Origin of the sequence: Neoakkermansia glycaniphila (assembly GCF_001683795.1) — a bacterium.
GTDB classification, from domain to species: domain Bacteria; phylum Verrucomicrobiota; class Verrucomicrobiia; order Verrucomicrobiales; family Akkermansiaceae; genus Akkermansia; species Akkermansia glycaniphila.
In genome coordinates this window covers 1-19525 of the sequence record NZ_LIGX01000007.1, presented here as the reverse complement: position 1 = coordinate 19525, position 19525 = coordinate 1, and the positions used below count along the sequence as shown (strand labels likewise).

21 protein-coding genes and 1 rRNA gene are annotated in these 19525 nt (G+C 59.6%); 20 read left to right on the top strand and 2 right to left on the bottom strand.

What is annotated here, in order from left to right; all coding sequences use genetic code 11:
* The first annotated feature begins 1 nt into the window (after window position 1).
* The 16 genes from pssA (at window position 2) to AC781_RS02610 (ending at window position 12928) form a co-directional block, all read left to right on the top strand.
* On the top strand, window positions 2-838 hold the full coding sequence (pssA, locus tag AC781_RS02685; protein ID WP_067773094.1) for a CDP-diacylglycerol--serine O-phosphatidyltransferase: 837 nt from the start codon (window positions 2-4) through the stop codon (window positions 836-838).
* Between the two features lie 13 nt (window positions 839-851).
* On the top strand, window positions 852-2138 hold the full coding sequence (locus tag AC781_RS02680; protein WP_067773091.1) for an aminopeptidase P N-terminal domain-containing protein: 1287 nt from the start codon (window positions 852-854) through the stop codon (window positions 2136-2138).
* 35 nt (window positions 2139-2173) lie between these two features.
* Entirely contained in the window at window positions 2174-2950 is a 777-nt protein-coding gene (locus AC781_RS02675; RefSeq protein WP_067773088.1) for a DUF805 domain-containing protein, read from the top strand.
* 3 nt (window positions 2951-2953) lie between these two features.
* Window positions 2954-3733 carry a DUF805 domain-containing protein gene (locus AC781_RS02670; RefSeq protein ID WP_067773085.1) on the top strand — a complete coding sequence of 260 codons (780 nt, stop codon included), beginning with the start codon at window positions 2954-2956 and terminating at the stop codon, window positions 3731-3733.
* 35 nt (window positions 3734-3768) lie between these two features.
* Complete coding sequence (locus tag AC781_RS13230) at window positions 3769-4407, top strand: DUF805 domain-containing protein (protein WP_083076451.1); 639 nt, start codon at window positions 3769-3771, stop codon at window positions 4405-4407.
* Window positions 4408-4411: 4 nt separating this feature from the next.
* Complete coding sequence (locus AC781_RS02660) at window positions 4412-4687, top strand: BrnT family toxin (protein WP_067773082.1); 276 nt, start codon at window positions 4412-4414, stop codon at window positions 4685-4687.
* Window positions 4687-4974, top strand: coding sequence for a CopG family antitoxin (locus tag AC781_RS02655; protein ID WP_067773079.1), 288 nt, complete (start codon window positions 4687-4689; stop codon window positions 4972-4974). The genes AC781_RS02660 and AC781_RS02655 overlap by 1 nt, the downstream gene beginning before the upstream one ends.
* On the top strand, window positions 4971-5873 hold the full coding sequence (gene miaA, locus AC781_RS02650) for a tRNA (adenosine(37)-N6)-dimethylallyltransferase MiaA (RefSeq protein ID WP_067773076.1): 903 nt from the start codon (window positions 4971-4973) through the stop codon (window positions 5871-5873). The genes AC781_RS02655 and miaA overlap by 4 nt, the downstream gene beginning before the upstream one ends.
* A gap of 1 nt (window position 5874) precedes the next feature.
* Window positions 5875-6969 carry a tRNA 2-thiouridine(34) synthase MnmA gene (mnmA, locus tag AC781_RS02645; RefSeq protein ID WP_067773073.1) on the top strand — a complete coding sequence of 365 codons (1095 nt, stop codon included), beginning with the start codon at window positions 5875-5877 and terminating at the stop codon, window positions 6967-6969.
* A 159-nt stretch (window positions 6970-7128) separates the two neighbouring features.
* Complete coding sequence (locus AC781_RS02640; protein ID WP_067773069.1) at window positions 7129-8127, top strand: bifunctional helix-turn-helix transcriptional regulator/GNAT family N-acetyltransferase; 999 nt, start codon at window positions 7129-7131, stop codon at window positions 8125-8127.
* Between the two features lie 64 nt (window positions 8128-8191).
* Complete coding sequence (mnmE, locus tag AC781_RS02635) at window positions 8192-9568, top strand: tRNA uridine-5-carboxymethylaminomethyl(34) synthesis GTPase MnmE (RefSeq protein WP_067773066.1); 1377 nt, start codon at window positions 8192-8194, stop codon at window positions 9566-9568.
* A 14-nt stretch (window positions 9569-9582) separates the two neighbouring features.
* Window positions 9583-10659 (top strand): hypothetical protein, encoded by a 1077-nt coding sequence (locus AC781_RS02630; RefSeq protein WP_067773063.1) that lies wholly within the window; start codon window positions 9583-9585, stop codon window positions 10657-10659.
* A gap of 181 nt (window positions 10660-10840) precedes the next feature.
* Entirely contained in the window at window positions 10841-11515 is a 675-nt protein-coding gene (locus tag AC781_RS02625) for a class I SAM-dependent methyltransferase (RefSeq protein ID WP_067773060.1), read from the top strand.
* Between the two features lie 15 nt (window positions 11516-11530).
* Window positions 11531-12160: a hypothetical protein gene (locus tag AC781_RS02620; RefSeq protein WP_067773057.1), complete on the top strand. Its 630-nt coding sequence runs from the start codon at window positions 11531-11533 to the stop codon at window positions 12158-12160.
* A 40-nt stretch (window positions 12161-12200) separates the two neighbouring features.
* Window positions 12201-12398: a hypothetical protein gene (locus AC781_RS02615; RefSeq protein ID WP_067773054.1), complete on the top strand. Its 198-nt coding sequence runs from the start codon at window positions 12201-12203 to the stop codon at window positions 12396-12398.
* A 5-nt stretch (window positions 12399-12403) separates the two neighbouring features.
* Window positions 12404-12928, top strand: a complete 525-nt coding sequence (locus AC781_RS02610) for a GNAT family N-acetyltransferase (protein ID WP_067773051.1) — start codon at window positions 12404-12406, stop codon at window positions 12926-12928.
* 99 nt (window positions 12929-13027) lie between these two features.
* Here the strand turns inward: AC781_RS02610 and AC781_RS02605 are convergent, their stop codons facing one another.
* Window positions 13028-14011 (bottom strand): malate dehydrogenase, encoded by a 984-nt coding sequence (locus AC781_RS02605; protein WP_067773048.1) that lies wholly within the window; start codon window positions 14009-14011, stop codon window positions 13028-13030.
* Between the two features lie 195 nt (window positions 14012-14206).
* Between AC781_RS02605 and kbl the strand changes: the two genes are divergently transcribed.
* The 4 genes from kbl to AC781_RS02585 all read left to right on the top strand — a co-directional run bounded on the left by kbl (window position 14207) and on the right by AC781_RS02585 (window position 19198).
* A complete protein-coding gene (kbl, locus tag AC781_RS02600; protein WP_067773045.1) occupies window positions 14207-15406 on the top strand; it encodes a glycine C-acetyltransferase in 1200 nt (399 codons plus the stop codon).
* Between the two features lie 71 nt (window positions 15407-15477).
* Window positions 15478-18138 carry a bifunctional serine/threonine-protein kinase/formylglycine-generating enzyme family protein gene (locus AC781_RS02595; RefSeq protein ID WP_067773043.1) on the top strand — a complete coding sequence of 887 codons (2661 nt, stop codon included), beginning with the start codon at window positions 15478-15480 and terminating at the stop codon, window positions 18136-18138.
* 146 nt (window positions 18139-18284) lie between these two features.
* Window positions 18285-18602, top strand: a complete 318-nt coding sequence (locus AC781_RS02590; RefSeq protein WP_067773039.1) for a hypothetical protein — start codon at window positions 18285-18287, stop codon at window positions 18600-18602.
* A gap of 161 nt (window positions 18603-18763) precedes the next feature.
* Window positions 18764-19198, top strand: coding sequence for a PEP-CTERM sorting domain-containing protein (locus tag AC781_RS02585; RefSeq protein ID WP_067773036.1), 435 nt, complete (start codon window positions 18764-18766; stop codon window positions 19196-19198).
* Window positions 19199-19429: 231 nt separating this feature from the next.
* Here AC781_RS02585 and rrf read toward each other — a convergent pair.
* A 5S ribosomal RNA gene (gene rrf, locus AC781_RS02580) occupies window positions 19430-19525 on the bottom strand; the annotation flags it as partial.

Sequence of the window (19525 nt, the reverse complement as noted above, 5' to 3'; positions counted from 1 at the left end):
CATGAACAAGCAACCCGTCTTCCCCGACGAACCGCAAATCCCCATCCTGCCGAACATGCTCACGGCAGGCAACCTCCTCTGCGGCTTCTTCGCCATCCTCATCATCTTCGAAGGCATGGGATTCACGCCGGGATCCTCCGAAGCATTCGCCTGCTTCCAGAAAGCCACCTACCTCATCTTCGCGGCCTGCATCTTCGATCTGCTGGACGGACGGGTGGCCCGCATGTGCGGCAGCGACGGCCCCTTCGGCCGCGAATTCGACTCCATTGCGGATGTCGTCTCCTTCGGCATCGCCCCGGCCATGCTGCTCTCCAAAGCCGTACTGTTCGGCCTGCCACAACCGTGGACATGGATGGGCTGGGGGGTCGCCGTCCTCTACTTGCTCTGCGCCGCTCTGCGCCTTGCACGCTTCAACTGCATGGCCGCCGCTCCAAGAAAAGAAAACCAGAGCTCGGACTTCATCGGCCTCCCCGTCCCCATGGCCGCCGGAGCCGTCGTCTCCACCATGTACCTCGTCGTCTACACTTACGAGACCGACCGCATTCTCAACACCGGATGGCAAATCGTCATGGCCCTCGCCATGGCGGGCGTCTCCATCCTCATGATGAGCCGCGTCATCTACCCCAGCTTCAAGCACATCACCTTCAAAAAGAAAACGACCGCCACCGCCATCGTCGGCGCGGTCATCGCCATCTGCGCCCTCGTCGCCTTCCCGTGGGTCATGCCCGCCGTCCTCTTCTGCCTGTACCTCCTGTACGGGCTCCTGATGCGCCCGTGGCTCACCCGCCGCTGGCAAGCACGCATCGAAGCGATGGACGACGAAGACGAAGAGTCCTAACCACGCCACGACCATGCGATACACCCCCATTTCCTCCGCATTCTACAGCCGCAATCGCGACCTCCTCGCCGCCGAACTGCCCGAAGGCAGCCTCGTCGTCATCCATGCCAACGACATCTACCCCACCAATGCCGACGGCACCATGGCGCACCACCAGAATGCCGACCTCTTCTACCTCACCGGCATCGACCAGGAAGAAACCGTCCTCATCATGCGCATCGGCACGCACGGAAAACATGAAGACACCCTCCTCCTGCGCGAAACCAACGAACGCATCGCCATCTGGGAAGGTGCGCGCCTCCACCGGGAACAGGCCACGGCCCTCAGCGGCATCCTCGACGTCCGCTGGACCGGAGAATACGCCGCCCTCCTCGGAAAAACCGTACCCTGCGCCACCGCCGTCTACATCGAACGCAACGAACACCCCCGGCAGGAAACGCCCGTCCAGACCCGCAACGACCGCTCGGCTCTTGACCTGCACAAACAATACCCCACCGCCGAACTTCGCGGACTCTACCCCATCATCTCCCGCATGCGGCAGTACAAGGCTCCGGAAGAAATCGAACAAATTCGCAAAGCCTGCGACATCACCGCCGCCGGATTCCGCGAACTCCTGCCCCGCATCAAACCCGGCATGGGAGAGTGGGAACTCGAAGCCGAACTCGCCGCCTCCTACATCCGCCGGGGAGCACGCAAATTCTCCTTCCTCCCCATCATCGCCTCCGGCCCGGACTCGTGCGTCCTGCACTACATCACCAACGACAAAACCGTCGCCGACGGCGGCCTCGTCCTCCTCGACATCGGCGCGGAATACGGCAACTACAACGGAGACATGACCCGCACCGTCCCCGCATCCGGCAAATACACCCCGCGCCAGCGCGAAGTATACGACGCCGTCCTCCGCATCCACCGCCATGCCTTCGGCCTCCTGCGTCCCGGCATCCTCAAAAGCGAATACGAACGCCAGGTACGCGTCTACACCGGCGGAGAACTCCTGAAACTCGGCCTCGTCACCGAAGCCGAACTCGCCGAAAAACCCGAAGACCCGCCAGCCGTCCGCCGCTACTTCATGCACGGCACCTCCCACCAGCTCGGCCTCGACGTCCACGACGTCGGCGAAGACAACCCCGTCCTCGCTCCCGGCATGGTCTGGACCATCGAACCCGGCATCTACATCCGCGAAGAAAACATCGGCATCCGCCTCGAAAACGACGTCTACATCGGCGAAACGGAAAACATCGACCTCCTCGCCTCCGCACCCATCGAGGCCGACGAAATCGAAGCCCTCATGCAACACTGAACGGCAACCACACATCCGAAACACGGAACCGACACATGACGTACCAGTACCAGAACAAGGCCGGCCAGAAAAAAGGCCCATTCGACCTCGACGAACTCACCGCCCTCTTCCGCGGCGGACTCATCTCGCTGGACACCCCGGTCTACACCGGGGAATCCTCCGAAAGCACCCCTCTCTCGTCCGTCATCGAAACCACACCCGCCCTCCCTGCACCGGAACCCACCTCCTCCGGCCTGCCGAACCTGTGCCCGAACTGCAAACAGCCCGTCGTCTTCCAGGCCTTCAGCTGCCAGCACTGCGGTCGCTCCCTGCGAGTCATCCGCCGGGGCAACCCCTTCCGCTACATGGCCCAGTGCTTCAAACTCTACGGCCGATTCTCAGGCCGATCCACCCGCATCGAATACTGGTCCTTCACCCTCATCACCTCCCTCTTCGCAGCGGCTCTCATCCTCGCCAGCATCCTCTGCCTTAACTTCTTCTCCGTCGACATCAACGCCATCCACTCCTACCTCTGGAACTTCGTCCAGGGCACAGCCAACATCAACGACGTCGTCACCATCGAAGGCCCGACGGAACTCGTCCTCAGCTTCCTCTGCCCCTTCTTCTTCGTCTCCGGCATCCTCGTCCTCCTCGTCACCTTCGTCCCCGCGATGGCCGTCGCCTGCCGCCGCCTGCACGATACGGGCACCAGCGGCCTCTACCTCCTGCTCAACCTCCTGCCGGGCATCGGGCAAATCGTCCTCTTCATCATGCTCCTCCGCAACAGCTCCCGGGGAGCCAACAAATACGGCCCCGCCACCAAATACCCGTAACCCATGGAATACTACTACCTCGACCACACCAACACCCCTCGAGGCCCGCACACGCTCGACGAACTCGAACACTTCGTCAAGACAGGCAGATTATCCGCCACCACCCTGATCGCCGCCAAGGGAGACGCCCGCTGGAGCGCACTCGCCAACCACCTGTTCTCGGTAAAGCGACTCCCCCCGGTAACACGCACCTCCGGAACATCCCCGGTATCTCCCAACGGCATGGCGGAACCGTTCGAACCCGTCCGCCGGAGCATGCTGGCGCATTTCGCTCATTGCATGCTGCATTATGCCGACTTCTCCGGACGTGCAACACGAGCCGAATACTGGTCCTTCGTCTTCACTCTCTACATTCTCAGCCAAGTGTGCTATGTTCTGTTTTTATACGGCACGGCACAAACCACTACCGTTGCCCCGGATGCTGCCGAATACCACATCGACACCAGCATGAGCATCATCAGCAACTCTCTGGCGCAAGGAAACAGCACCCCCATATTCTGGAACAGCCTCCTCAACCTTCTGATCATACTGGTCACATATCTCCCGGCATGTGCAGCCCTCGTACGCCGCCTGCACGATGCGGGGCATTCGGGCGGCTGGCTGCTCCTCACGTTCTGGATGCCTCTCATCGAGTTCATCCCCTTCCCCTTAACGATACCTCAGGACAACATCCTGATATACGCAGCGCTCCTGTTCGCCACCAGCATTCCAGTCTTCGCCATGACCCTGATTGACAGCAAACCCGGCCCGAACCAATACGGCCCGGCCACCAAATACCCATAACCACCCCCAATCCATCCACCCCCACCATTAAACACATGAACTACTATTACCTCGACGCCACCAATACCCCGCAAGGCCCGTTCTCTCTGGAACAACTGAAAGCACTGCTCGCGCAAAACGTCATCACACCGCAAACACTCGTCGCCGCCAGCGGAGCCGCCACATGGATCCCCATCATCCAAATCCTGGCCTCCACTCCGACTCCGGCAGCACGCTTCTCCGCCAATGGCAGCTATTGCCCGGATTGCAAACGCCCCGTCGACTTCGGCTGCTCTCGCTGTGCTGCATGTGGACGACTCTTCCTGCCCCAAAAACGTTCACCCTTCGGTTATTTTGCACAGTGCATATCCCTGTACGCCACCTTCTCCGGTCGTGCCACGCGTGCAGAATACTGGTCATTTGCACTTGTCACCTTCCTCATCTCATTCATCATCTGCTTGCTCTTCCCCATACTGGGAGACGCGGCATGGTTCCTCTTCGGCCTTTGCTGGCTTGCACTCATCGTCCCAAGCCTCGCCGTCACTTGGCGCAGATTGCACGATGCAGGCTATTCCGGCGCATGTTACTTTCTGGGACTCATTCCCGCCGTCGGCCCCATCATCCTTCTCGTCATGACCCTGATGGACAGCAAATCCGGCCCAAACCAATACGGCCCTGCCACCAAATATCCGTAACCTCATGGAACTCGACCTGCAACAACTCGTCTTCGACCCCGTCCGGTACACCCCGCAGGAAATCGAAGAATGCTTTGAAGACCCGTTCGGCATTCGCCTGATGCCGGACGATGTTGCATGGACAAAAGATGCGCGCTACTTCTGCCTCGCCAAAACACTCAAGGGCCGCCCTCTCCTCATCGTCTACTGGAGCAACGGCAAAACGGCGCGCGTCGTCGGCATCCGGGAAATGACCGACGCCGAACAGCACTACTACAACCGCAAACACGCCGACATCTGATGAACCAGCTCAAACAGTGGAAAGACGTCCCTGCCTTCGCCGACTCCCGGGATGAGGCCGCATACTGGAACGCAACAGAGCTCGACCACAAGCTCATGGACAATTCCCGCATCGTACCGGATACCCGCGAATCCACCACCATCACTCTGCGCTTCGACCCCCGCATGCTCGCCCGCATCAAACGCGTCGCCCGGTCGCGCTACCTGAACTACCAGAGCATGATGAAACAATGGCTCGCGGAGCGCCTCGACAGCGAAGTGCGCATGCCCCCCGACAACAAGCCATGACCTCCCGCGCGCCGATCTTCATCGCCGGGCCGACCGGCTCCGGGAAATCCGCCGTCGCCCTCGAAGTGGCGGAACGCATCGGTGCGGAAATCGTCAGTGCGGACGCCTACCAGATCTACCGGGGCATGGACATCCTGACTGCCGCTCCCACCGCAGAAGACCGCGCCCGAATCCCTCACCACCTCGTCGGCATCCTGACGCCCGACACCGCGTGGGACGCGGCCTCGCACTACCATGCCGCACAGCCCGTCCTGCAAGGCATCGCATCTCGCGGCAACCGCGCCGTCATCGTCGGAGGATCCGGACTCTACCTCAAATTCCTCTCCCACGGCATCTCCCCCGCGCCTCCATCCGATCCCGCCCTGCGCGCCGAACTGGAAAACACACCGCTCGAAGAACTCGCCGCGCACCTGCAGACACTCGACCCCGAAGGAGCCGCCGCCACCGACCTCCAAAACCCGCGCTACCTCATCCGCAACCTCGAAATCGTCATCCTCGGAGGCCAACCGCTCTCCCACTGGCGCAAAAACTGGCAACCCGAACCATTCGGCCCCGGATTCGCCATCGTCCGTGAAACCGAAGACCTCGACCGCCGCATCGCCCGGCGAAGCGAAGCCATGCTCGCACACAGAGCTATCGACGAAGTACGCTCGCTCGGCTCCCTCTCTCCCACCGCCGCACAAACCCTCGGCCTCAAACAAATCCGGACCCACCTCGACGGCTCCGCCACCCTTGAGGAAACAGCCGCTGCCATCGCCCTCGCCACCCGGCAATACGCCAAACGCCAGCGCACCTGGCTGCGCCGCGAAACATGGCTCACGCCCATCCACACATCATCGGCAACCACCCCGCAGGAAACCGCCGAAACCATCCTGAACCACCTCCGCACCGCATCCTGACATGTCACGCATCCTCGTCGCCCTCTCGGGCGGAGTAGACAGCTCCGCCGCCGCCGCCCTCCTCGTCCGGGAAGGCCACGAAGTCGTCGCGGCCTACATGAAAAACTGGATCAACGACGAAAACATCCCCGGAGAATGCCCGTGGGAACAGGACATCGAAGACGCCCTCGGCGTCTGCACCCGCCTCGGCATCGAATTCCGCGTCGTCGACCTCGTCGAACAATACCGCGAACGCATCGTCAACTACCTCATCGAAGGCTACCGCAACGGTACGACACCGAACCCGGACGTCATGTGCAACCGAGAAATGAAATTCGGCGTCTTCCTCGACTACGCCCGCGAACAAGGCTTCGACCAACTCGCCACCGGACACTATGCCCGCATCCGCACCGACGAAGAAAACCGCTCATGGATCATGCGCGGCCTTGATCCGAACAAAGACCAATCCTACTTCCTCTCCCTCATGCGGCCGGAGCAGATCGACCGCGCCCTCTTCCCCATCGGAGGCCTCCTCAAACCCCAGGTACGCGAAATCGCCCGCGAATGCGGCCTCCCCACCGCAGCCAAAAAAGACAGCCAGGGCATCTGCTTCATCGGCCAGGTCAAAATGAGCGACTTCCTCCGCCACTACCTGCCCGACAACCCCGGCGACATCATCGACGCGCAGGGCCGCATCCTCGGCAGACACAAAGGCCTGCACCTCTTCACCATGGGCCAGCGCAAAGGCCACGGAGTCGCCTCCCCGCGCGAAGGCATCGCCTACGTCGTCATCGGCAAAGACATCCCGAACAACCGCCTCATCATCGGCTACGAAGGAGACGACACACGGGGACTGTACGCCCGCAGCGCCATCGTCGGCACCGTCGCCAACACCCGCCTTCCCCTCCCGCCCCGCGTCATGGCGCAGCCCCGCTACCGAGCTCCCGCCGTACACGCCGCCTGCACCTACATTGCCGAAGACAAAGTACGCCTCGACTTCGACCAGCCCGTCCGCGCCCTTGCCCTCGGGCAGGTCTGCGCCTTCTACGAACCGGATGCCGAACGCGGCGAACAACTCCGCGGCGGAGGCTTCTTTGAGGAAATCACCTCGACTTGATGCCGGGATCCGGAAACGAACCGGCTCATCCGCCACATTATTGAACAGAGCCATACTCCGCTCCCCGGCCAAAAATTCCGCCAGTTTTTTCTTGCAAGAAAAAGCCGGATAGGCATAATTCCGTAACCGATTACGTAATAAGTAACACAAAAAGACATCATGGACTTCTTTCATCAAACGGGGAAATTGGCCATCGGCAGCAGATTGCGGATATTGACGGACAAAGTCACCGCAGACGCCGCCGCCATCTACGCCATGTTCGGGATCGACCTCAAGCCCAAATGGTTCCCTGTCTTCTTCCTGCTCTCTCAGGACAAACCGCAAACGGTCACCTCGATCGCCCGGGAAATCGGCCATACCCACCCCTCCGTCAGCAAAATCATTCAGGAAATGGCAGCGAAAGGGCTTACAGAAACCACCCGGGACACAAACGATGCCCGAAGAAATGTCGTCCAACTGACGGCTCGGGGCAAAAAAATCTCGCACTCACTGATGCAGCAATGCATCGACGTCACGGCGGCCATCGAACAAATCACCCGGCAAACCCGAAACGACCTCTGGCAAGCCATCGAAGAATGGGAAAACCTGCTGGAAGAAAAATCGCTGCTGCAGCGCGTCAAAGACGAACGAAAAGCCAGAGAACGGAAAAACATACGAATCGTCCCCTACGCACCATGTTACCAGCCCGCATTCAAAACCCTCACCGAAGCATGGATCACCGCCCACTGGAACATGGAAGAAGCCGACCTCCATACCGTCAACTCGCCTCAGGAATACATACTGGACAAAGGAGGCCACATCTTCATCGCATTGGACGGCGATGACCCGGTAGGCGTATGCGCATTATGCAAAATGCACGACTCCATCCACGGCTACGAACTGGCCAAACTCGCCGTCAGCGCCAAAACACAGGGAAAAGGCATCGGAGAACTCCTGTGCCAAACGGTCATCGCCAAAGCCAGCGAACTTGGAGCCCGGAAACTCTTTCTGGAAAGCAACACCATACTCGAACCGGCCATACGCCTCTACAGCAAATTGGGATTCAGGGAAACCGGTACGAACCGCCACACCTACGCCCGCGGCAACATACGCATGGAAATGGACATCAACCCGGACACACAACACCTGCCCCTCGATCACGGAACGGCAGACGCGTGACGCCCCGACAACGACATTGACAAACCCCACCGAACGCACTATCCTTCAATCGGCCTGTCAACCCATGGCAACAACCTCGCACCCGCCACACGCCTCCTTCGTGAACGCACACCAGCACACCACCACCATCGCCGCCCTTGCCACCGCCCCGGGAATCGGCGCACTTGCAACCATCCGCATCAGCGGCCCCGACTCCCTCCCCATCCTCGAACGCATCGCAGGCAAAACCCTCCAGCCGCGCCGCGCCACCCTCGCCGCCATCCGCGACAGGGACGGCAACATCATCGACCGCACCGTCACCACCTACTACCAAGCCCCCGCCAGCTTCACCGGAGAAAACACCGTCGAAATCACCTGCCACGGCGGACACCTCGTCACCCGCCGCATCCTCGACCGCATCCTCGAAGCCGGAGCCGAACCCGCAGCCCCCGGCGAATACACACAGCGCGCCTTCCTCAACGGCAAACTCGACCTCACACAGGCCGAAGCCGTCATGGACATCATCTCCGCCGGAAGCGACCTCGCCCTCCGCGCCGCCCAGAACCAGCTCGAAGGCGCCATCGGACAGCGCATCCAGAAACAGGCCTCCGCCCTCATCGGCATCACCGCCCACCTCGAAGCCTACATCGACTTCCCCGAAGAAGACATCTCGCCGGACACCGCCGGACAGCTCGCCGACGGCATCGCCCGCATCCGCGAAAACCTCGACACCCTCCTGCAAACCGCCGAACAGGGCCGCCTCCTCCGCGAAGGCATCCGCACCGCCATCATCGGAGAACCCAACGTCGGCAAATCCAGCCTCCTCAACAGCCTCCTCGGCTACGAACGCGCCATCGTCAGCGACATCGCCGGCACCACACGCGACACCATCGAAGAAACCGTCCACATCGGCGGCCTCGCCCTCCGCCTCATCGACACCGCAGGCATCCACCACACCGAAGACACCATCGAGCAGGCCGGCATCGCCCGCACCCTCCGCGCCGGAGCCGAAGCCGACCTCGTCCTCGAAATCGCGGATGCCACCCAGCCTCCCCGGCGCATCCCCCTTCCCGAAACGCCGCGCATCCACCTCCTCATCCTCAACAAAACCGACCTCGGCACCCACCCGGCATGGGAAGGCATCGAAGCCATCCCATACTCCTGCCTCACCGGAACCGGAAAACACGACCTCGAACAACGCATGGTCTCCGCCTTCCTCAGCGGCGAAACCCTCACCCCCGGCCACGAACTCGCCGCCATCAACGCCCGCCACCAGCACGCCCTCAAACAAACCGTCGCCTCCCTCGAAGCGGCACGCGCCTCCATCCTCGCCGGAGACTCCCCCGAATACACCGCCCTCGACCTCCGCGAAGCCCTCGACCACCTCGGCGCCATCACCGGCCGCATCGACACCGAAGACATCCTCACCGCCATCTTCTCCCAATTCTGCCTCGGAAAATAACTCTCGCTCCGCTCATGAACACACACCTCCTCACCCAAACCCTCACCGACTTCGACCGCTGGATGACCACCCATCCGCAAGCCGTTGTTGAACAGGAAGACCGCGAAACGTCTGCCGCCCAAACCCGCAGCTACACCAAAGAACGGCTGCTTGCCCTCACCGAAGAGGAACTGTACGACTACCTCTCACCCCTCTGGGCCATGCTCATGTGGGGCAACAAACATTACCAGATCGACAACATCATCGCATCCAACGGCATGCCCCTGCTCCGCAAGCATCTTGCCAACCTGATCTACGGAGAAGACTCCATCGAAAAACGCTGGGACGAATTTCGGGAGAAAATCAAAGGCATCGGCCCCGCAATGATGAGCGAACTCCTCTGCAAAACCCACCCCGAACAATACCTCCTCTGGAACCGGAAAACCCACAACGGATTCACCTTGCTTCAAATAACAGGCATCCCGCGCTACGAATCCTCCCTCACGGGCAAAACCTATGCCCACCTCTCCGCCCAAGGCCGCGACATCCTCGCCTTCGCCAAACAGCACGGCAACCGGATCATCCGCGACATGCTCACCCTGAACACCTTCATCTGGCACGACCTTCAACAGGCTCCGGAAATCGAAACGGCTCAAGCCAAACACCCCGAAAAACTCCCGGCAACCGCCAAGGAATCCGCCTTCATCCATAACGACATCCGCGACAAACTGGCGGACATTGGCCGCTTCCTCGGCTTCCGTGCCGAAATCGAAAAAAAAGTGGCTGCCGGAGCCGTCGTCGACACCGCGTGGGAAGCAACCATCGGCAACATGGGGCGCATCATCTACGTCTTTGAAGTCCAGACATCCGGCTCCATCGACAGCCTCATCATGAACCTCATGAAAGCCTCCGGCAACAATGCTGTCCAAGGCATTGTCGCCGTCAGCGACAGCAGGCAAATCGAAAAAATCAAACGGGAAACCGCCGCCCTCCGCGACATACGGGAACGCCTCATCTGCTGGGACTACACCGAAGTATTGAAAGTCCACGAATCCCTTCAATACATCAACGAAACCATCAACACACTCGGACTCGTCCCACAAGGCCTCTAACCCACCCGGCATAACCGCTCCGCTCTCATACCCCTGCGCGGTACACTCACCGTTCGAACTGCCTGCCTCACACGCCTCGTTCCCATCCGCCCCTCAGCACCCCGGATCAAATCTGAAGCATGATCTGCACACTCATCCTCGCACTTGCAGACGACTCTCAATCTTGCTACACTGCGCGACAGTGAACATCAAGGCACAATTCGACGCCATCGCGAAAGACTATGACCGGCAACGCCGCCAGCTCATCCCCTGCTTCGACGATTACTACGGCCTCGCTTTAGACACCCTGCCCTACCCGGCCGACGCCCCCATACGCACACTCGACATCGGATGCGGCACCGGGCTCTTCTCCGCCCTCCTGCTTGCCCGCTACCCGCAGGCCCGCCTGACCCTCATCGACCTCTCCGACCAAATGCTCGGCATGGCCCGCCAACGCTTCGCCGAAAACGGCAACATCCGCTACATCCTCGGAGACTACACACGGCACGACTGGCAGGACGACACCTTCGACCTCGTCATCTCCGCCCTTTCCATCCACCACCTTCCGGCACAAAACAAAGCCGCACTCTACAAAACCGTCCACACCCTCCTTGCCCCCAGAGGCATCTTCATCAATGCCGACCAAGCCCTCAGCCCGTCGCCCGACATCGAAACCATGCATAGTGCCCTGTGGAAACAAAGTGTCGAACGAAGCGGCCTGCCGCCCGACCAGATCGCCAAAGCCTACGAGCGCATCCTCTGCGACGACCCGTCCACCATGGAAGAACAACTCCAATGGCTGCGCGACGCCGGCTTCCCTCATGTGGACTGCATCTACAAATACTGCCACTTCACCGTCTTTTACGCCCGCAAATAAACCCAACCCTTCCTCATGAAAACAACCCTCATCTTCTCATCCATTACAGGCCTGATCTTCCTCCCTTCCTGCGTCTGCAACACATCCGGCAAACTTGATACCGTCGGCAAAACTCAAACAATATGGTGCATCACCGAAAAAACACACCTGTACAGCCAAAACAACAAATACTACATTAAAGGAGAAGCATGCATCTACGAAACAACAGCGCATACGATCAACTATCTTTGGAAAACAGGAACTGAACCCAATCTCGCCAACACAATACAAGCGCGAGGAACACCCACCAGAGGCTACCATCAAATATCCATCTCCGAAAACGCTAACCTTCAATTGCTACAGGGACAAACAAAAAGAAAAATAACGACCACGGCACCTATTTCCTTCGTCCTGACGCCGGATACTCCATGGATCCCTGCCGCCACCTTCGAACACACACCCTTCCGCACCATCGCCATCCCTCACCAAAAGACATTATCCCGCTCATTCAGCCAAATCGATCCGGCGGAAATGCATCGTACAAATGGCAACATTCTACGTACTCCTTTGGTCGCCATATTATTTATCGCAGTAGACATCCCTTGCTCAGTCATAGCAACCATGGGAGGGGTCGTGGGATATGCCATTCAACAAGCATCGAAATAAAAACTGAGTGAACACTACCAAACTGCCAAACATTCCATCTATGCAAACGATTCTGAAAAGTTGGCCTGCCATGTTGCTCATCGCCATCTTCACCTCCTGCGTCTGTAATACATCCGGCAAACTCGACACCGTCGGCAAAACACGGCACGCTCTCGTCGTCGAACATCCGAACACCTCGATGCAGCCTGCACCGGGCCTGCGAACCCTCCACCCCTCCGCCTTTGCCCACGGCTCCTGAACCTCATGCAAATCACCACCGACCGATTCACCCTGCGCCCATGGCGGGCGGAAGATGCCCCCTCGCTGGCGCGGCATGCCGACAACATCCGCATCTGGCGCAACGTACGCGACTGCTTCCCTCACCCCTACACTGAAGAAGATGCGCGCGCCTACATCGGCTACACCCTGAGCGAACCCGAAATCGAAAACCTCGCCATCGTCATCGATGGGCAGGCCGTTGGAGGCGTCGGCATCGACTTCCTCACCGACATCCAGCGGTACAATGCCGAACTCGGCTACTGGCTCGGCGAACCATACTGGGGGCAAGGCCTCATGAGCGAAATCATCGCCGCCACCTGCGCCCACCTCTTCCGCGCCACGCGCATCAACCGCATCTTCGCCCCCGTCTTCGACTACAACCGCGCCTCCATGCGGGTACTGGAGAAAAACGGATTCATCCGCTGCGGCATCATGCACCGGGCCGCCGTCAAAGACGGCCAAACATTCGACCTCCACTACTTCGAACTCCTCAAACAGCCAACACGCTGACGCCCGGATTTCCTCCAACCGCACCTCCCCGGCCACACACGAAAAAGGGCGAGTCACCCGGACTCGCCCTGAAAATCGGAAAAGAATAATCCGAACCCCTTACAGAATATCGGAAACGGCGGCCTTCTCTTCGAGAAGCTCGTTCACGGTAGCGTCGATCTTCTCGCGGGAGAAAGCATCGATCGGAAGACCCTGAACGATCTCCCAGCTGCCGTCTTCCTTCGTACGAATCGGGAAAGAACAGATAATACCGGCTTCGATACCGTACGAACCGTCGGAACAGACGGCCACGGAATGCCAATCGCCTTCAGGCGTCGGGAAGCTCAGGCTGCGCACCGTATCCACGGCGGCATTCGCGGCGGAAGCGGCGGAAGAAAGGCCACGGGCAGCGATAATGGCGGCGCCGCGCTGCTGCACCGTCGTAATGAACTCACCCTTCAGCCAATCCATATCGGAAATCAAATCCGTCACAGGCTTGCCGTCGATCTTGGCATTCGTCCAGTCCGGATACTGCGTCGCGGAATGATTGCCCCAAATCGCCATATTCGTCACGCGGGAAACATGCACACCGGCCTTATCGGCAAGCTGGCTCTTCGCGCGGTTCTCGTCGAGGCGGGTCATGGCGAAGAAACGATCGTTCGGCACGCCAGCGGCATTCTTCATCGCGATTAGCGCATTCGTATTGCAGGGATTGCCCACCACGAACACACGCACATCCTTGGCTGCATTGGCGGCGATGGACTTGCCCTGTCCAATGAACAGCTTACCGTTGATGCTCAGAAGATCCTTGCGCTCCATACCGGCCTTGCGAGGCACGGAACCCACGAGAATGCACCAGTTCGCGTCCTTGAAAGCCTCATCGGGATCGCAGGTAGCCACGATATCATTCACAAGCGGGAAAGCGCAGTCCTGAAGCTCCATCACCACGCCGTTCAGAGCCTTCATGGCGGGCTCGATTTCAAGAAGGCGGAGATTGACGGGCTGATCGCAGCCGAGCATGGAGCCGGAAGCGATGCGGAAAAGCAGCGAATAGGCAATCTGCCCAGCTGCACCGGTAACAGTGATAGTGACGGGTGTCTTCATATCGGAAACAATAATACGCCCGGGATCGCCCCGGATCGTACTCTCATTCTACCGGGACACCCTGCAACCGTCAACCCCATATCATGAACGCGGGCAAAAAAGTATCCCGCCCCATACGGTGCCTCGTTTCCCCGTTCCGCATTGACATGCCACCTCCAAATGATATACTTTCCACCGGACAAAATCCATCAGCTTATGTTTACCCCCGAATTCAAAAACAAGCTCGTCGACACTCTCGAAAGCCTCAAAAACGAAGGCCTTTACAAAAGCGAACGCTTCATCGACTCCCAGCAATACTCCCAGGTCACGCTCAAGGACGGATCCTCCGTCATCAACATGTGCGCCAACAACTACCTCGGCCTCGCCAACCACCCCGAAGTCATGAAAGCCGCCCAGGAAGCCATCGACCGCTGGGGCTTCGGCATGGCCTCCGTCCGCTTCATCTGCGGTACCCAAACCCTTCACCGCACCCTCGAAGAACGCCTCAGCGCCTTCCTCGGCACCGAGGACACCATCCTCTACGGCTCCTGCTTCGATGCCAACGGGGGCCTCTTCGAATCCCTCCTCGGAGAAGAAGACGCCATCATCTCCGACTCCCTCAACCATGCCTCTATCATCGACGGCGTACGCCTCTGCAAGGCCAAGCGCTACCGCTACGAAAACAACAACATGGAAGACCTTGAAAACAAACTCAAGGAAGCCGATGCCAACGGAGCCAAAATCAAACTCATCTCCACAGACGGCGTCTTCTCCATGGACGGCATCATCGCCCAGCTCGACAAAATTCACGAACTGGCAAAACAATACGGAGCCCTCGTCCACTTCGACGAATGCCACGCCACCGGCTTCCTCGGCAAAACAGGCCGCGGCACCCATGAACATTGCGGCATCTTCGGCCAGATAGACATCACCACCGGCACCCTCGGCAAAGCCCTCGGCGGAGCCTCTGGCGGCTACACCTCAGGCCCGAAGGAAATCATCGAAATCCTCCGCCAGCGCTCCCGCCCCTACCTCTTCTCCAACAGCATCATGCCCGCCATCGCTGCCGCCACCCTCAAGGTACTCGACATCCTCGAAGGCTCCACCGAATACCGCGACCGCGTCGAAACCAACGCCCAGTACTTCCGCAAAGCCATGACCGAAGCGGGCTTCACCATCTCCGGCAAAGACCACCCCATCTCCCCCGTCATGCTCGGAGACGCCGCCCTCTCCCAAAAAATGTCCGAACTCCTCCTCAAACACGGAGTCTACGCCATGGGCTTCTTCTACCCCGTCGTCCCCAAAGGCAAAGCCCGCATCCGCACTCAAATCTCCGCCTGCCACAGCATCGAACAGCTCGACAAAGCCATCGACGCCTTCTGCAAAGCAGGCAAAGAACTCGGAGTCATCAAATAACCACCCGCATCCGAAGAGGGTCGACACATCACCCGGCCCTCTTCGGAAACCACCTCACGCACCCCAACGCCTTGAGCGAAACCACCGCCAGCCTCAACCTCTGCCGCCTCGGAGCGCCTCGCCGCTCCGCAGGCACTCCCCCCGAAATCCCGGACTACACCATCGTCCGGCAAATCGGCAGCGGAGCCTATGGAGAAGTCTGGCTCGCCCGCTCCCTCACCGGAGCCTACCGCGCCGTCAAAATCGTATGGCGTGAAGACTTTGACGACGAACGCTCCTTCATCCGCGAATTCGAAGGAATCCTCAACTACGAACCCCTCGCCCGCAACCACCCCGGACTCGTCCACATCCTCCATGTCGGCCAGAAAAACGAGCCCACCCCCTTCTATTACTACGTCATGGAACTGGCGGATGATGCCCAAACCGGCATCAACATCAACCCCGAAGGCTACACCCCCCGCACCCTCCGCAGCGACAAACAACTCTACGGCAACCGCCCCATGCCGCTCGACTACTGCATCGAAGTCGGCAGCCAGCTCGCTCACGCTCTCTTCTACCTCCACAGCGAAGCCCTCACCCACCGCGACGTCAAACCCGCCAACGTCGTCTTCGTCAACGGCCGCCCCAAACTCGCCGACATCGGCCTCGTCGCCCCGGCGGACCAGCGCAGCTTCGTCGGCACTGAAGGATTCATCCCCCCCGAAGGACCGGGTACCCCGCGAGCGGACGTATACGCCCTCGCCAAAGTCCTCTACGAAATCACCACCGGCCGCGACCGCCTCGACTTCCCCGAACTACCCGACGAACTACCCGAAGGCACCCCACGCAAAAAATGGCTCGCCTTCAATGAAATCATCTGCGCCGCCGCTGAACCGCGCCTCGACGCCAGCACCATCACCACTGCCGAACAACTCGCGGAAGCCATCGACGAACTCCGCACCTACGCCCCTCAGCAGCTCCGCAAAAAAATTGCCGGCAAAACCAAAAAACCGGGCAAAAAAGGCTTCCCGTGGGGCATTGCCACCTTCGGCACCCTCATGGGCATCGGAATCACCTTCGCCATCATCTACCATGCACCCCTCCTCCAATACATCCTCCCGCGCATCATAGAAACGGCCGGCAGCCTGCTCGAAACCAAACCCGGCGCACCGCAACAACCGGCGCCCGCACCGATCCAGCCCCAAATCTCCAAGGACAACCTCGAAGAAGGCACCCTCTACATCACCAGCTTCCCGCCGGGAGCATCCATCTACACCTCCTCCGGCAAATACCTGGACGAAACCCCGTACGGCCCCATAGCACAACCGACAGGCAACCGAGTCTCCTTCACACTCCGCAAAGACGGCTATGCCGACAAACACGAAACAGGCATCATACCGGGCGGCGGCGTCCTCGCCCTCGGCGGCGACCTGAAACCATACAACCCGCCACAACGCGGCAAAGAATGGAAAGACATCACCGGAACCGTCTACGCCCCCTCCGGCAACGAACACGTCGCTTCCACCCCTGTCACAGCCGCGCAATTCAAAAACTTCACTGCCACCCTGCCGCAGGACAAACAGCCGCCAAGCGAAACCATACAGGGATCGGACATCATCCGCACCACCCCGGAAGCCATCAGCGCCTACACCCTCTGGCTCACCTCCCAGTGCGAACGCGAAGGTATCATTGGCCACGACCACTCCATCAACGCCATCGCTGAAAAAGGCCAAGAAGCCGAAAACAGCAAACTGCAAGCCTACAGACTCGTCGCCAGCCCCGTACGCAAAACCCCCATCACCCTGCTCACCAACCCGGCCGGAGCCGTCGTCACCCTCAACGGGCAAATGCTGGGCGTCACGCCCATGCAAAACGTCCGAGTCCCGCTCGCCCCATACCTCCTCGAATTCAAACTTCCCGGCTACACCACAATACGGAAAAGCGGACTCTCCCCCAAAGACCTCATCCTCTCCCTCCGGCTGGAACCCAACAACTCCGTCGTCTTCGGGCAGGAATGGATCAACAGCCTCGGCATGCGCTTCATCCCCATCAACGCCAATCAGCTCGCCGGAGCTACCGAAGTACGCCTCTCCGACTATCAGACCTACCTGAACGACTCCAAAACCGCTGCGCCTCCCGCGCCACCCTTCGACCAGAACCCTCACCATCCCGTCGTCAACGTCAACCGGCAACAAGCTCTCGACTTCGCTGCCTGGCTCACCAAAACGGAACGTGAAAAAGGCATCATCGAAGCCAACGACCAATACCAGCTCCCCACCGACGCGGAATGGAGCCTCATGGTCGGCCTCACCTCCGAACAGGGACAAACCCCATACCAGCGGCAGAAAAACCCCGCAGGCAACGCCAACTCCTACCCATGGGGCACACGCTGGCCTCCGCTCGCAAGCACAGGCAACTTTGCAGACCAAAGCGCCATTCCCCTCATCCCCACCTCACGCACCATCCCCAACTACCGCGACGGCTACCCATACACCGCTCCCGTCGCCTCCTATCCAGGCAACGAAATCGGCCTGCACGACTTGGCGGGCAACGTACAGGAATGGGTCTCCGACAACTACGGCGGCCCTCGCGACTTCCGGTTCCGCAACCATGGAGTCCTTCGCGGTGGCAGCTACGAATCATTCCGCCCGGCGCAACTGAACAACAGCGCCCGCATCCCAGTACCGCCCGACACCCAAAGCCCTGCGGCAGGCTTCCGCCTCATGCTCAACCGCACCATCGTTGCGGAATAACAGGCAGAAAACGCCATTGCACCAAATTGGCAATCAATCGAAAAATGTGGACAAACACCACAATCCTGCCTATTAGGCTATCCGACCCCTACCTTTCTCAATAAAACCACTGAACTCCGCATCATTGCCTTCTGCAACACATTGCAATGAACCTCTCACACGCGGTCACAACAGGCGTATTGCTCACCGCCATCACAGGCATGAGCTACGGAGCAATCAACTACGAATATCGCGGTGGATGGGACAACTTTCCCAGTCCATCCGCACCGGGTCAAGCACACGAACTCCTGAACAACACTCCATCGAACTCCCCCTTCACCCTCATCAATGCCAAAGTCAATGAAGGTGACCTTGTGATCGACAACACCCGCCTCACACAAATCGACTTTCACGGCACCGTCAAAACACCGCAATACGAACCGGACAGGGACGCGGACAAGGCTTTGCCTTCATCATGGGGCTGAAAAACCTCACCGTCCGCAACGGCTGGCAAACCCTCGCCTCCACCGACTTCACATGAGCCAACTCCACATGGAGTGTCGCCATTGACACCAGCCAAGGACTCGACAAAGTCATCGTACAGGGCTTCTGGAGAAACTCGGCCGGCATCGTCTCCACCTATGCCATGGGCACCGTCAACCTCAGCACCTACGCACACACCACTGTAGCATTTGGCATGCACCGGCAAACTGCGGACGGACAACGCATCGGAACATTCTTCTATGCAAACGGCACGGGCACCATGCTCAACAACGGCTCACTCATCGCCCACAACAACGGCAACCCTCTCGGCAACGGCGTCTTGGGACTCGGCCCCGTCAGCGGCACAACCGACAACGGCAATCAGGGCTGCTACGCCCTCGACAACGTCTACGTCTACAACATGTGGACCGACAGCACGGTCATCAACGCCACGGACCTGCAAGCGCTCACAACAGCAGCCCACCAGCGCCGCAGCGGGAGCCCCATACCGGAACCCACCAGTGCAGCCATCAGCCTTCTCGGCCTTATCGGATGGGCAATCCGCCGCCGTCGCAAGGCAACCGCAGCGACGGTCTGACACCAACCGCGCCACATCAACAAAAGCAAAGAGCGAAAGGGTAATACCATTCGCTCTTTTTTATCTTCACAATCTTCAGCAACCAGTCTCATTCAACCTGACACTTGTTGCGTTCATCATTCCACTCCCCCTGGCAGCATGACGTAGTCATGGTAAAGGGCGGCGATTGCGGTGATGAGCGGAAACGAAGAAGCCCCGCATGCAATTAAGCAAGCGGGGCTTCATATAACATCCCGGCGGCGACCTACTCTCGCGGGACCTGTCGTCCGACTACCATCGGCGCGGCAGCGTTTCACTTCCGGGTTCGGAACGGGACCGGGTGGGACC